14 protein-coding genes and 1 other annotated feature are annotated in these 14,369 nt (G+C 55.8%); of the genes, 2 read left to right on the forward strand and 12 right to left on the reverse strand.

Translation table 11 applies throughout. From position 1 onward, the window contains the following. Window positions 1-100 precede the first annotated feature (100 nt). Genes L692_RS0107645 through L692_RS0107655 form a run of 3 tightly spaced genes read right to left on the reverse strand, consistent with a single transcriptional unit; the run spans window position 101 to window position 1,931 of the window. On the reverse strand, window positions 101-979 hold the full coding sequence (locus L692_RS0107645; RefSeq protein WP_198027721.1) for a metallophosphoesterase: 879 nt from the start codon (window positions 977-979) through the stop codon (window positions 101-103). After that, the gene (locus L692_RS0107650; protein WP_025698644.1) at window positions 934-1,341 is read right to left on the reverse strand and encodes a hypothetical protein; all 408 of its coding nucleotides are present in this window, start codon (window positions 1,339-1,341) and stop codon (window positions 934-936) included. The genes L692_RS0107645 and L692_RS0107650 overlap by 46 nt, the downstream gene beginning before the upstream one ends. Continuing rightward, window positions 1,338-1,931, reverse strand: coding sequence for a CPBP family intramembrane glutamic endopeptidase (locus L692_RS0107655; RefSeq protein WP_025698645.1), 594 nt, complete (start codon window positions 1,929-1,931; stop codon window positions 1,338-1,340). The genes L692_RS0107650 and L692_RS0107655 overlap by 4 nt, the downstream gene beginning before the upstream one ends. Window positions 1,932-2,014: 83 nt before the next feature. On the opposite strand from L692_RS0107655, the gene L692_RS0107660 reads away from it, so the two are divergent. Together L692_RS0107660 and serA are read left to right on the forward strand one after the other, a co-directional pair. Beyond that, window positions 2,015-2,917 carry a hypothetical protein gene (locus L692_RS0107660; protein WP_025698647.1) on the forward strand — a complete coding sequence of 301 codons (903 nt, stop codon included), beginning with the start codon at window positions 2,015-2,017 and terminating at the stop codon, window positions 2,915-2,917. A gap of 95 nt (window positions 2,918-3,012) precedes the next feature. After that, window positions 3,013-3,241: a binding site (T-box leader), on the forward strand. 253 nt (window positions 3,242-3,494) lie between these two features. After that, a complete protein-coding gene (gene serA / locus L692_RS0107665; RefSeq protein ID WP_025698649.1) occupies window positions 3,495-5,087 on the forward strand; it encodes a phosphoglycerate dehydrogenase in 1,593 nt (530 codons plus the stop codon). Between the two features lie 183 nt (window positions 5,088-5,270). Here the strand turns inward: serA and L692_RS31715 are convergent, their stop codons facing one another. The 9 genes from L692_RS31715 to L692_RS0107710 form a co-directional block, all read right to left on the reverse strand. Continuing rightward, window positions 5,271-5,486 carry a hypothetical protein gene (locus L692_RS31715; RefSeq protein WP_156940336.1) on the reverse strand — a complete coding sequence of 72 codons (216 nt, stop codon included), beginning with the start codon at window positions 5,484-5,486 and terminating at the stop codon, window positions 5,271-5,273. A gap of 85 nt (window positions 5,487-5,571) precedes the next feature. Next, window positions 5,572-7,095: a glycerol kinase GlpK gene (gene glpK, locus L692_RS0107670; protein ID WP_025698651.1), complete on the reverse strand. Its 1,524-nt coding sequence runs from the start codon at window positions 7,093-7,095 to the stop codon at window positions 5,572-5,574. 214 nt (window positions 7,096-7,309) lie between these two features. Next, window positions 7,310-8,749, reverse strand: coding sequence for an ATP-binding protein (locus L692_RS0107680; protein WP_025698653.1), 1,440 nt, complete (start codon window positions 8,747-8,749; stop codon window positions 7,310-7,312). Window position 8,750: 1 nt separating this feature from the next. Further along, complete coding sequence (locus tag L692_RS0107685) at window positions 8,751-9,467, reverse strand: response regulator transcription factor (protein ID WP_025698655.1); 717 nt, start codon at window positions 9,465-9,467, stop codon at window positions 8,751-8,753. A gap of 74 nt (window positions 9,468-9,541) precedes the next feature. Beyond that, window positions 9,542-10,804 (reverse strand): cytochrome c biogenesis protein CcsA, encoded by a 1,263-nt coding sequence (gene ccsA / locus L692_RS0107690; protein WP_025698657.1) that lies wholly within the window; start codon window positions 10,802-10,804, stop codon window positions 9,542-9,544. Then, entirely contained in the window at window positions 10,801-12,486 is a 1,686-nt protein-coding gene (gene resB, locus L692_RS0107695; RefSeq protein WP_036722611.1) for a cytochrome c biogenesis protein ResB, read from the reverse strand. Before resB ends, ccsA begins: the two co-directional genes overlap by 4 nt. Then, window positions 12,483-13,007: a redoxin domain-containing protein gene (locus L692_RS0107700; protein ID WP_025698661.1), complete on the reverse strand. Its 525-nt coding sequence runs from the start codon at window positions 13,005-13,007 to the stop codon at window positions 12,483-12,485. The genes resB and L692_RS0107700 overlap by 4 nt, the downstream gene beginning before the upstream one ends. 119 nt (window positions 13,008-13,126) lie before the next feature. After that, window positions 13,127-13,885 (reverse strand): pseudouridine synthase, encoded by a 759-nt coding sequence (locus L692_RS0107705; protein WP_025698663.1) that lies wholly within the window; start codon window positions 13,883-13,885, stop codon window positions 13,127-13,129. A gap of 20 nt (window positions 13,886-13,905) precedes the next feature. Further along, on the reverse strand, window positions 13,906-14,250 hold the full coding sequence (locus L692_RS0107710) for a hypothetical protein (protein WP_025698665.1): 345 nt from the start codon (window positions 14,248-14,250) through the stop codon (window positions 13,906-13,908). Between the last annotated feature and the right edge of the window lie 119 nt (window positions 14,251-14,369).

Consider the following 14,369-nt stretch of genomic DNA (forward strand, 5'->3'; position numbering starts at 1 on the left):
AAAAGGCCCCGACCCATCCGGCGGATGATGAGCGGGGCCTTTTTACGAAGGTGTCCATTGCATGAACGCCGGTCTTGGCGAGCTGCGAATTAAGCCTTCCCTACTTTGATAAGCCGGATTGCGACAGGCGCAGCGTAAGGATATTCAGCTCGGCGGGACTGCGGAAGCGCAGCGGCAGATGGGCGGTGCCGAATCCCCGGCTGATCAGCAGCTTGGCCTCCTGATCCGTACCGTCTCCTTTAGGCCATCGGTACATTCCCGCCGAATAGGCGCGGTAGAAGGCTTCGACATGCCTGAGCCCAAGGATGGGCAGAACGATCTGCCCTCCGTGGGTGTGGCCCGACAGGACAAGATCGGCCGGAACGGTCGGCCGGCGCATTAGCCACATCGGATCATGCACAAGTATAATCCGGCAGGCCTTCTCGGCTCCCGCAGGCAAATTCGGCAGGGGAGCATATCCATTCCTGCCGCCTGTTCTCGGATGATTCACGCCGGTAAGCCACAGCGCCGCTCCGTCCCGTTCAAGCGAAATATTCTCATCCGTCAGCAGCCGGACTCCGTTCAGCTCAAGGATGCGGTCCACCTTGGCTATGCCCGCCTTATAGTCATGGTTGCCGTGCACGGCATAGACAGGCCCGATCGACGCGAGGAGCGCCATATTGTCGTGGAGACGCTGCAGCGGGCAGTTCTTCTCAATCATATCGCCGCCCGCCAGCACAAGATCTATTGTTCCCTTTAAACCGGCAAGCCTCTTCCGAGGCAGGATTCGCCTGTGGATATCGGTGACGAGCAGAATCCGGTAACCGTCAAACGCCCGGGGAAGGGCTTCCAGCTCGATGTCCGTCCTGACAAGCCGGTTCCGGAAGGCTTCAGCCAGCATGGCTGCGCCAATCGCTGCCGCTCCCGCAGCGACGAGCGAAGCGACCCAGCCCGCTACCACAGCGTCTGAAGCGGCGGAGCGCCCTTGATTCCCCACCACAGCAGAAAGATCAGCAGCAGCATGAACAGAACATTCAGCGAATTAACAAACAGCTTGCTGAGCCTGATCCGCTCCGAGCGGTGGGCGGCTGAGCGAGACGGGGGGGATTGTTCTCCTTCCCCCGGCTTGGGCCGGTCCGCCCTCCTCCCTCCCCGTCCGGTTCCGGTTTTTCTCTGCGCCGCTTTGGACTTGCCGCGATCAGCGTTCTTTCTGCGCGACCGGGACAGGGTCTGGGAGGATGCTTCTTTTGTTCTTGGCGACGAAGCTTCCGCTTTGCGCGGCCTGCTTGCCTTGGCGCCGGACGCATTCTCGCGGTTTCTTTTGTTCTGGCGGGACTTCACCCGGCTGAGCTCATCACTCATGACTCCCTCCTGTAGCGAATCACCAGCCCTGAGAACAGGTCGATGATGAAATGACATAAAATAGGCGCCCAGATCGTGCCGGAATGGATATAAATAAGCCCGAGACCGTAACTGCTGGCAAATACCCAGCCCGTCGGAATCCAGTGCCTCAAGTAACGCACATGGATAACTGCAAACAGAATGCTTGTCCAATACGGCCCGAAGGCGTACTGCACAGCGCCTCGAAACAGCAGCTCTTCACAGATGGACACGATGGCGGCGATCAGCGCGATGTGCCAAACCGGCCGATTGCGGAACAACAGCTCGTTGATCCCGCCGTCATCCATCGTTTCTACGGGGACAATATAGGTTAACACGAAGTCAACCACGAGCATAATGACCGCGAGACCTAGTCCCCAAGCTGCAAAATGTCCGCTTTCGGGAAAATTCAGTACATGAAAAGGATTTCTTTTCTGCAATAATATCCAGACCAAACCGATAATAAGGGTAAGACCTTGCGTGAAATAAAGATTAACTAAAAGCAGTCGGTCGGTTAACTGCTCCGGAGTAGCTTTTCTCACCTTAATGTCGCCAAATTTAAACTTTTTCATTAATACCCTGCCTGTTCTTAAATATTTAGATATCCTGACAACTATAACCCATTTCATCCCTACAGAAAAAGGAGCCGTTATTCATGAAGCACCGCAAATCCAGCAAGCCCCTGCTGTACACCCTTGGATTCTTGTTCTGCCTGATCTCCGCCTTTGCCGTCTTCTTTACCGGAGTGAAGGTCGGCGCTGACAAGGTCGAGGCCAAATATGAGAAATTGAACGCCGGGGGGCAATCGACCGAATCCTTCGCCTATTACCGCCAGACGGATCTCGTTACGTTCTATCATAACGTATTTTCTCCCTACCGGGAATTCAAGCGCAACTGGAACGAGCAGGTTGACCTGCTGGTTCGGGGAGGAGGCGAGGACAGCCGGAAGCTGCTCAAGAATCTCCGCACACTCGCGGACGGCGCTTACTCGCAAGTGCCCCAGTCGTCTATCTTCGACGATTCCCCCCTGCTGAAGGAGGGGCAGCTTAATATTCTGAAGAGCCTTCGTCTGTTCGCCGAAGCTGCCGATCAGGCATCCTCGGACTCCTCGCGGGCGCAGGCGGCACAGGCGCTGAAAGACGGGGAACTGGCAGCCGGCGCAGTCAAGTACGGACTATTGGCCCAGAGCAACTATTATGCCTCCATGCTCAAATGGGGCTCCCAGAAGAATTCCTCCATTCCTTCCGAAACGGGCGACCTGAAGACGATCCCGCTTGCGGAGTGGAGCAAAATGCCGCTGCTGCTCAAGAACGCCGCTATCGCGGAAATCCTGCTGAACCGCAGAATTTTCGAGGATTACGAACCGCAGGATGTAACGGCCAAGCTGGATAATCTGATTCATTCCGGCACTGCGTCGTCCCTGAAGCTCAAGGACATCCAAAGCGCGACCTCCTTGCTTGTATCGACCGGCGCGCTGGGAGACCAGGAATTCTCCAAATGGCGCCAGCAGTATTACAGCAAGGAAACGGTGCCGCAGCTTCCGTTCTTCCACGACTGATACCTGGCAACAGCATCATACCACAATCATTCGGCAAAATCCTATTGACACATCTGGCATAGCCATGTTACATTTCTTTATGAAAAATGGATCAAGCCAAACCGATGATGGAACAAAGCTACTGAAGGTCTTCAGAGAACCGGCGGGTGGTGCAAGCCGGTGGCGGACAGTGTGCTTTAGCGCTCCTGAGTTATTGTGTTGAACTAATAGTAGGCACAATCGGATCATCTCCGTTACCAGTGATCCTGTTTACAGGATAATGAGGCTGTGTCTGTAAAGGACGCGGTGAATTAGGGTGGTACCACGACAACTCTCGTCCCTTACTGCGGAAGCAGTATGGGGTCGGGAGTTTTTTTGCTGATTGCCTGCTTTTGCTGCGCCCGCCCGGGGGAAGATTGGATGCTTCACACCCTGTTTCAGACCTTTTCTCTGCTGCGGCACCGCGTTGATGCTTGCCTTGGAAATGCGGTATGATCGCTTTCTTCTATGGAAAAGCTGTTTCAGGTAATCCGGAGTGCCTCAATAGGCCTCCTCAAAAAATATAAATGTTCACACATCTAAGGAGGAAAAAGTAATCATGTTTAAAATTTTGGTATCGGACCCGATCAGCGATCTGGGCATCCAGCAGCTGACGGAAGCAAGCGACGTAACGGTAGACAAAAAAACCGGACTCAGCGAGGATGAGCTTATTGCCATTATCGGCGAATACGACGGTCTGCTCGTACGCTCCCAAACTACGGTTACCGACAAAATTATCGAAGCGGGGTCCAATCTGAAAGTCATCGGACGCGCCGGCGTCGGCGTGGACAACATCAATCTGGAAGCCGCCACGAAGCGTGGAGTTGTCGTCATTAACGCTCCGGACGGCAACACCATTACTACCTGTGAGCATGCCTTTGCGATGATGATGGCTCTGGCCCGTCATATTCCGCAAGCCTATGCGAAGACAACCACCGGCGTTTGGGACAAAAAATCGTTCCTCGGCGTTGAACTGCGCAGCAAAACGCTTGGCGTTCTCGGCATGGGCCGCATCGGCAGCGAGGTTGCAAAGCGTGCCAAGGCATTCGGCATGAACATCCTGGCTTATGACCCGTTTCTGACGGCCGACCGGGCAGAGAAGCTGGAAGTCACGCTGGCTTCCGTCGATGACATCGTACAAGGCGCGGACTTCATTACGGTTCACACACCGCTTACTCCGCAAACGCGGCATATGATTTCCCGCCCTCAATTCGAAGCCATGAAGAAAGGCATGCGCATTGTCAACTGCGCGCGCGGCGGCGTTATTGACGAAATGGCGCTGGTGGAAGCCATTGATGCAGGTATCGTAGCCGGAGCAGCCTTCGACGTATTCGAGAAGGAACCGCCGCAAGCGGATCATCCTTTCCTGTCGCATCCGAAAATTATCGTCACTCCGCATCTTGGCGCATCCACCGTGGAAGCGCAGGAGAATGTGGCGATCGACGTGTCCGAGCAGGTGCTGCATATTTTGCGGAACGAGCCGTTCATCAATGCGGTTAACATCCCTCCGGTCGCGCCGAGCGTCATGAACAAGCTGCAGCCTTACTTCAATCTGGGCGAGAAGCTCGGCAGCTTCGCTTCGCAGATTACGAATGGCGCCATCAAGGAAATTCATGTGGAATTTGCCGGCGACCTCTCCGATGTCGACACCCAGCCGCTGAACCGCTACATTGTGAAGGGCGTGCTGACCCGCCACTTCGGCGGCGACGTCAACATCGTAAATGCCTCGCATCTGGCCAAGAGCCGCGAAGTAAATGTGGTCGTAACCAAAGCAACGAAGACCCAGGGCTTCACTAACCTGATCACTGTGAAGCTTGTTGCCGAGGGAGGCGAGGAGCGCATCGTTGCCGGAACGCTGCTGCAAGGGTATGGAGAGCGCATCGTACAGCTCGGCAAATTCCCGGTTGACATCGCTCCGGAAGGCAATCAAATCCTGATCTCCCATAACGATAAGCCGGGTATCATCGGCAAAGTGGGTACGCTGCTCGGCCAGAACGATGTCAACATTGCATCGATGCAGGTGGGACGTATCGTTGTCGGTGGCGAAGCCGTTATGCTGCTGACCGTGGACAAGGAAGTTCCGGAGGATGTGCTGACGCAGCTGGCCGCCCTGCCGGAGATCAACACCGCCAAAGAAGTCGTATTGCAGTAATATCCATAGTACGGACAGTAATATCCATAGTACGGACATAATAAGCTCCGGCTGCCTTGTAAATGGGCAGCCGGCGCTTTCGTCATCCGGATATGAGAAATGCCGGTACGACCCGGCCATCAATATCGGTAAAGCCGTATTGCTTGGCCAAGCACCCTGTCTGCTGCGGCACGCCCGACCTGTTCATAATGTCCGGATCGGCTGCCAATGCGCACACGGCCCGCCCGATATAACGGGGCGATTCGGTTGCAGCTCTTCGACTACCCGCCAGTGCGCTTCATCCGTATGGAAGGCGTCCAGAACCAGCTCGGTCCGCATCATACTGTCTTTTGGAGCGGATGTACTGGTAACGGAGCCGCCTGAGCTTGGACGGGAGGTTGAGCATACGGCCTCTGCCATTGTCTCTCTCTACCGGGCACAAGAAAGCGGACCGCTCCTCTCTTGAAGGATCATGGTCCGCTTCTTTTTTAGTGTAAGCCCGCTTCTATTGAAAGTGCCGGGGTTCCCCGCGCGGTCGTTCATGCTGATCCCACCCCATAGTCCGCAAGACGGCATCCTGCCAAATACGGTAACGATTCTCCCTTTCCTCCTCCGGCATGGCGGGAGTAAAGGTCTTCTCCGCCTTGTTGAAATGCCGCAGCTCATCGCGGCTCCAGAACCCTGCGATAAGGCCCGCCAGCAGAGCCGCTCCCAGCGCCGTTGTTTCCGCGTAGGTCGTGCGCGTCACTTCCCTGCCCAGAATATCGGCCTGGAACTGCATCAGCAGGTCGTTGCGCACAGCTCCGCCGTCCACCCGCAGCTCGGCAAGCGGCATGCCGGCGTCCTTTTCCATGGCGCCGATTACATCCCTTGACTGGAAAGCAAGCGACTCCAGCGTGGCGCGTACGAGGTGGGCGGAAGTCGTTCCGCGCGTTAAGCCGAAGACCGCGCCCCGGGCATACATATCCCAATACGGCGCGCCGAGTCCGGTGAACGCAGGCACGACGACAACACCCCCGCTGTCTTCAACCTCCCGCGCCTTCTGCTCGGATTGGCCCGGACTTTCAATCAGGCCGAGGCCCTCCTCCAGCCACTGCACCGCCGCCCCCGCAACGAACACACTGCCCTCAATCGCGTAATACAGCTCATCACCTATTCCCCAGGCTACCGTCGTCAGCAGCCCGTGCCGCGAGGCTACCGGTTCGCTTCCCGTGTTCATCAAGATGAAGCAGCCGGTGCCGTACGTATTTTTGGCGCTCCCGGCTTCGAGGCAGGTGTGTCCAAAGAGCGCCGCCTGCTGGTCCCCCAGCACGGAGGCAATCGGAATTTCCGCTCCGAGCCACTGCCTGAGCGCCGTACCGAAGGACCCGCCCGACATCCGCACCTCGGGCAGCATACTCTCCGGAAGGTTCAGCTCGGCCAACAGCTTCCCGTCCCATACTCTCCGGTGCAGATCGAACAGCATCGTCCGGGACGCGTTGGTAACGTCCGTGGCGTGCACAGTGCCGCCGGTGAGCTTCCAGATCAGCCAGCTGTCAATTGTCCCGGCCAGCAGTTCGCCACGCTCGGCTCTCTCCCGCGCGCCTTCCACATGCTCTAGTATCCAGGCAAGCTTCGTCGCCGAGAAATAAGCGTCGGCCACAAGGCCCGTCTTCTCCCCGATATCCCGCTCAAGTCCCCTCCGCTTCAGCTCCTCGCACATCTCTGCGGTCCGCCGGTCCTGCCACACAATAGCCGGATATACCGGCCTGGCGGTTGCCTTCTCCCAGACAAGCGCCGTCTCGCGCTGGTTCGTAATGCCGATTGCCGCAATTTGCGAGGGATGGATGCCGCTCTTTGCAACAGCCTCTCTTGCCGCCTTTAGCTGCACATTCCATATCTGCTCCGGATCATGCTCCACCCAGCCCGGGCGGGGAAAATACTGGGTAAGCTCATATTGAGCCTGACTGACCATTCCGGCCTGTTCATCGAACAGGATCGCTCGCGAACTGGTCGTCCCCTGATCCAGCGACAAAATATAACGGCTCATCGCGCAGCTCCGTCCAGACGCATGCCTGACAACAGGAAAATTCCTGAAGAATGAAAGAATTGTTCCGCGATTGTTACTTTTCTCATAGAAATCCCCCTGTCATATGGATACCTATATTTACACCGTTTTTGTTCCACGAAGAACAAGATTTATCGGCTCCATTCAACAAAAAGCACCTCCGGGACAAGAGGCGCTATCAAGAATTGTTTAAAATTTATTGTTTTTCGACAGGCAGACGGAGCGTAAAGCAGGTTCCTTCCCCTAATTTGCTGGCAGCCGAGATATGTCCGCCATGGGATTCGACGATATTCTTGACGATAGCCAAGCCGAGTCCCGTGCCTCCGGATTCCCCGCGAACCCGGGCTTTATCCGCTTTGTAGAACCGTTCGAAGATAAAAGGAAGATCCTCGGAAGGGATGCCCACGCCTTCGTCCCGGACCTCGACCTCGATCTCCGACCGGTTCGCATAGATAATCCAGTCGGCCACAATGTCGATCTTTTTGCCGGCGGGGGTATGACGGAAAGCATTGTCCAGCAGGTTGGTCAGCACCTGTTCCAGCTTATCCTCGTCCGCGTCATGAAGCCATAGCTCATTGCTCTTCCTGACGCAGCTCAGTTCGATTTCCCGCTCCTTGGCGCGCACGGAGAATTTACGGTATATCCGCTCCAGCAGTTCGGTCATGTTGACCGGAGCCTTGTGCAGATCCGTATGCCCGGCGTCCATCCGCGCCAAATCGAGCAGATCCTTCACCAGCCGGCCCATCCGCAGCGCCTCGTCGTGAATGACCTGAACCAGCTCGCTGCTCTCCTCGGGCGAAGAAGCCATGCCATCCAGCAGCGCCTCGCTGTATCCCTGCATCATGGACAGCGGAGTGCGGATTTCATGGGAGACGTTGGCCAAGAAGTCGCGGCGCATTTTCTCAAGCCTTACTTCTTCGGTCACATCGCGCAGCACGGCCACCGTGCCCTGAATTTGATTATCCGAATAGAGCGGCGCCATATGCACCGACCATACATCCTGGCGCACATGCACATTGGAGCTGTGGTCGCCGCCTTCCCGAAGCGTGCGCCGGAACAGCAGCCGCAGCGGACGCGGAACACCCAGGGTGTCTCCGCTTGCGGACTCGAAATCGTCCTCGCCTTCCTGCTCCCATTTCAGATCGTTCCAGCTCTCCAGCAGGGACTGGCCGTGGGGATTGGTAAGCACGATCCGCCCCTCGTTGTCGAATGTGATCACGGGATCGCTCATGCTGCGCAGCACGCTGGACAGAAGCCCTTTTTCATGATTCAAGCTCCGGATGGTGCCCTCCAGCTCTGCCGCCATATGATTGAAGGACGTCGCCAGTTCTCCGATTTCGTCGCTTGTGACAAGCTTCAGCCGCTTGCCGTACTCTCCCCGCCGGATGGCGTTCGCCGCCTCGATAACCTTATGCATCGGCTGCGTAATCTTCGTGAAGAGAAACAGTGCAAAGAAGGTCGTCATGGAAAATCCGATCAAAGCCGTATACATGAACAATCGTTTGATTGCGCCGGAGTTGGCAAAGTTGCTGTCAATGTATGGCAGCAAGAACAGCCCCAGTGTCATAAGCACGACAGCGACGAGACAGATAATCGTCACCCACAGCTTGCCGACAAGGCTTCTCCAGAAGTTCACTTTATTTCGGGACCTCAAGCTTGTAGCCTACGCCCCACACCGTCGTAATCATCGCCGCGGATTCCGGCGACACCTTGTTCAGCTTCTCGCGAAGACGCTTCACATGGGTATCGACCGTGCGCAAATCCCCGAAAAATTCGTAATTCCATACATCCTTCAGCAGCTCCTCGCGCGAGAACACTTTATCCGGCGACACCGCCAGATAATGCAGCAACTCGTACTCCTTCGGCGTCAGGCTAACCTCCTGGCCTCCGGCCGTTACGCGGTGCGCGTCATGCTCGATAACGAGGTGCGGAAATACGATATTGTTGCTGGAATTGCTCTCCTTCGACAAGAAGGCGGTCGCCGAGGATCGGCGCAAGATCGCCTTTACCCGGTAGATGACCTCCCGTGGGCTGAACGGCTTGACGACGTAATCGTCGGCTCCCATTTCAAAGCCCTGCACACGGTTGATCTCCTCGCCCTTGGCGGTCAGCATGAGCACCGGAGTGGACTTTACGTCTCTGAGCCGGGTCAGGACCTCGATGCCGTCGATCCCGGGCAGCATAACGTCCAGCAGAATCAATCCGTAATCGGCGGCGGTCGCCTTGCGCAGCGCGATTTCTCCGTCCTCTGCTTCGTCGATTTCATAGCCTTCCTTCTCAAGATACATTTTCAGCAGACGACGAATACGTTCCTCATCGTCCACCACCAGAATTCTATTCAGATGCTCTGCCATTTCACAACAACCCCTTCATCGATAACAGTAGAAGATTACCCTGAGCATAGCTTTTTCGGTATCCCGGTCAAGAATTAGTCCGTTCCAGCGTATGAATGGAGCCCGGCAATAACCAGATTGACGCCAACCAGGGTAAACATGACAATCAGAAATCCAAGTACGGCCAGCCATGCGGATCGGCGTCCCTGCCATCCGCGCGCCAGCCGGAGATGGAGATAGGCGCTGTAAAACAGCCAAGTCACAAGTGCCCATACTTCCTTCGGATCCCAGCCCCAAAATCTTCCCCATGCCACCTGGGCCCATATCATGGCAAAAATCAAAGCCCCCAGCGTAAATATAGGGAAACCGATAGCGATGGCCCGGTATGTAATTTCATCGAGATCGCCCTCGTCGATTCCGTCCAATACGGGTTGAAGCGCTCGGCCCAGCGGCTTGCGCACAAGGAGGCGCAATACGCCGTAGAGCACAGCTCCGGTCAAGAGCGACCAGATCACCGTATTGAGTTTCCTTCCGGCATTGACACCCTTCATCCAGAAAGGCGCCTCAAACAGCGGTTTCTTTATGCCAAGAATCGACTGGAAGCTCTCAATTTCGCTATGGTAAGGTGCCACGATGGGCGGCATTTTATAACTGACTTTCTCTATTGTACTATCTTTCTGCCCGGGATTGTCAACGGTAACGTTGCTTCTAATAAAAACCGTCTCGTATCCGGCCCCCCGAAATGCGAATACCGAGGCCAAAAATCCGATAATGACGATGATAATGAACAGCGTAAATTCGACTCCGCGCTGCTGTCTTTTGTCGCTTTTTGACGAGCTGTTAAAATTGACCGTGCGCAGCAGATACATCAGGCCCGCCGCAAATGCTACCGCAAAAAAGGATTCGCCAAAAGCCGCCAGGGTCACGTGGATGTTCAGATAAATGGATCGCAAAGAAGGAATCAGCGGCTGCACTTCCTGCGGGAACACGGCGGCATACGCCATAACAATGATAGAAATCGGAACGGAGAAGAGACCGAGCAGGATTTTGCGGTAAATGGAGAAAATGACGGTAAACGCGACCATCACCATCATGGACAGGAAGGTCATGAACTCATACATATTGCTGACGGGAATATGTCCCCCGCCCGCCCAGCGGGTGAAGAAATACGCCAGGTGGCACAAGAGTCCGAGGGATGAGGCGATGAAGGCGGCTCGGCCCCAGCGCGCGGAATGCTCCTCCGGTTCGCGGCCGGACCATCTGCGGCCCATAATGGCGATGGTGAACAGCATGAACGCTGCGCTGTACAAGAAAAAAGCGGCGATAAATACATCATTGCTGAAATCGAGCAGACTCATGCCGGATCTCCCCCATTTTCCAATGATTTTTCATCAGCGTTAATATCCATTTTCTTCAGAAAAGAGCTTACCTCCCGCCGAAGCCCATACCAGTTCTTGTTCGTATGCGCCCCCAGCGTCAGCTCTCCCTCGCCCACGGTCAGCCAGATCCGTCTGTGCTGCCAGTAGAAGCCAAGCACCAGGCCAAGCATGACAATTCCGGCGCCGACCCAGACAAACGGCATTGCACGGTCCACGCGGACATTGAGATAGCTGGTTGACTCCGAGACATCGACGCCGCTCATATCGCCCACCTCAAGCTCCAGAAACCGCCCTTGGCCCCCGAGCTTGTCATTAATCGCATCCTGCTGGAATTCAGCCTTGTCGTTCTGCTTCGGAAAATAGAAATACGGCTCGCCGCCAGCCGGCAGCTTCGGGCCTTTGATCAGAAAGAAAAAGGCGGGCTCGTTCGGATACGGCGATTTGGAGATCGGCTTCCCTTCCTCGCTGAGTCCAAATTCCATATACTTCTCCTTCAGCTCCAGCGTGTAGGGGCCGGCGGTAAAAGAGCGCTGCGGATTCTTCATCTCCAGCTTGAACGAGCCGTACGATTCTCCTGTCGCGGAATTGACCAGTTTCGGCGTCACCGAACGCAGCACAGGGGTCAGGTCGTAGTCGAACTGATACGCTTTCATTCCTTTGTAGCTCAAAGGATCATTGACCTGGATCGCATGGGACGCCACCTTCGCCAGCTTCGGCTCCCTGGAGGGATCGCCGCAATCCGCCGTGCATTCGTATAGCACCGCCTTCGTTTCGTACAGCTTCGGCAGCACTTTCTTGCCGCGGAATTCTTCGGGCATCTCCTCGTCCTTGTAGAACTCCACGGTGAACCGCTCATTCACCAAATAGTAGGAGGTGTCCGGAATATGGACGATTTCCCCCTGCGGAAAGGCAAGATGCTGATCCATATGAAGCCCTGGCAGCCCTCTTGCCAGCACGGCGAGCAGAAAGATAATCAGGCCGATATGAATAATGTAAGGCCCCCAGCGGCTGAACCGGTGCTTCTCCGCAAGCAGCGCGCCTCCGTCCGTCATGACCCGGTAGCCTTGCTTCTTCAGGGGCTGAACAGCTTTCGACACCCAGTCCTCAGGTCCCTCCGCCACCTTCGTTGCCAAAGCGACCCTTTGCCTGGTCAGAAACCGCCGGTGCTTGCGGATTTGCTGCCGACTTAGCGCTTTATACAGCGGAAGTACGCGGTCCAGGCTGCAGATCACAAGCGATGCCCCAATCATGACCAGGAGGGTGATGAACCACCAGGATTCATACGTATGGGATAAGCCGAGCCTGTAATAGATGTCGCCTGCTGTGCCATAGCGTTGCTTGTAATAGGTGGAAGGGTCGATATGGAGAAAGGTGCTTTCCTGCGGAAAGACGGTTCCCAGCGTAGAGCCGAGCAGCGTCAGCACGATCAGATAAATCGCAATTTTGACCGAGGAAAAAAAGTTCCATACCCTGTCGATAACGCCAGGGTTGGTCTTTTGGGAACGGCGGGCCTTGCCGTCATAGCGCATTTCAAGAGGCCGGGCCGAATCCGCGCCGTCCAGCAAGGGGTTGCCGCAAGCTTCGCACAGCACCGTGCCGACGGGGTTCTGGTGCCCGCATTCGCATTTCGTATTGACGATCAGGGGAGGATTTCCGCTCATCGGTTCACCAGCTTTCCGATTTGCGCATCGAGTGTGCCGAGGTCAAGCTGCCCGATATGAATCGTATCGATTGTTCCTTTGGCAGTAATAAAAAAGGTTGTCGGCAGAGGAGAGATCCCATAGCTGCGGACGGCCTCCCTGTCTTGGTCCATCAGAACCGGGAAGCTGACGCCGACACCGTTTACAAAATTCTGTACCGTCATTTGATCCTCGCCGACGTTGATGCCGACGACAATGACCCCGTGGGCCTTCCATTTCTCCCACTGGGCCTCCAGCGCGGGCATTTCCTTGACGCAGGGAGCGCACCAGGAGCCCCAGAAATTCAAGACAACGGGCCTTCCCTGGTATTCGTCCAGCGAATGGGTCTTGCCGTCCAGTCCGAGCAGCTCAAAGGAAGGAGCGCGGCCGCCCTCCTTCGGCTTGCCGTCTCCTCCAAATGCCGTGGTTCCGACCGCATACCCGCCCAGCAGGACGATCAGAACCAAAATCATGATTTGTACCGGTCTTCTCGCTTTGCCCACACAGATTGCCCCCTTCAATGATACCGTTCATATCGTTAACAAGAAGTGTGAACATCCTATGAACATTATAACGAATACGGTCCCATTTTTCCGTGGGGTCTTGATGGCACTTGTGAACATTATGTGTCTTTGCGAGTGTTATTTCCTTTGGCCAGTCCAGCCATGGCAAGCTGCTTCAGCCCGTTGATCTCGTCCTTGGTCAGATGGCGGTACGAGCCGCGCTTCAGGTTCTGCAGCAGGATATCGCCGAATGAAATCCGCTTAAGCCGGATGACCGGATGGGAGATCGCCTCGAACATGCGGCGCACCTGGCGGTTGCGGCCCTCGTGGATCGTGATGCTGATGACCGACTCCTTGCTGTCCTCATCGATATCCTTGTACTCTACTTCGGCAGGGGCGGTCATTCCGTCCTCCAGCTTGATGCCGTCCTTCAGCTTGTCCAGCGCCGTGCCGTGCGGAATGCCCTTGACCGTAGCCAGATACGTCTTGGGCACATGATGCTTCGGATGGGTGAGCAGATTGGCGAACTCCCCATCGTTGGTCAGCAGAAGCAGACCTTCCGTATCGTAATCGAGCCGTCCGATCGGATACACGCGCTCCTTGATGCCCTTCATATAATCCGTCACGACCTTGCGGCCCTTCGGATCGGAAGCGCTTGTAATCACGCCCTTCGGCTTGTTGAACATAATGTAGATTTTATTCTCGCCCGAAATCGTTCTGCCCGAGACCTTAATGATATCCGTGGCCGGATCGGCCTTCGTTCCGAGCGTCGTTACGACCTCGCCATTCACTTCCACTTTGCCGGCCAGAATCAGCTCTTCGCATTTTCGTCTGGATGCCACGCCAGCCTGTGCCAGTATTTTCTGTAATCTTTCCATTGTCGATTGGTCACCTCAGACTAATGATAACCATCGCCGGGATAAAGCACAAGTTCATTCCAGGGAAAATAGGGTCCGGGGCATGAATCGTTGTGGGGCTTGACAATCACCGGAGATATTTCGTACAGAGCGGCCAGATTCAGAATGAGCCGGCTCGCGGCAAACACCTGCCCCTTGATCCCGGCGGTCGCCGCAGCTGCCGAAGGCTGCCCGAAGTCACCCTCAAGACAAAGATGGATATAATCGGGATCGGTCAGCAGCGGAGCCGCGTGGGTCGTACCCGAAGCATCGATCCAGAAATCAAAGCCCTTGCCGTTGATGGACGGACAGACGGAAGTGTGGATGATGAAACCTTGATACGGCATGCGCAAAGCCTCCCTTTTCCATTGCTTCAATAGCATATGAAAAAGGCGGAGCCGGCGTTACGCGCTTCAAGGGCTGGCGCCCTGACGGCGGCGGAGGCGGCGAGCGGCGGGCATCGGCT

This window comes from Paenibacillus forsythiae T98 (assembly GCF_000520735.1).
In the GTDB taxonomy this organism is placed as follows: domain Bacteria; phylum Bacillota; class Bacilli; order Paenibacillales; family Paenibacillaceae; genus Paenibacillus_AQ; species Paenibacillus_AQ forsythiae.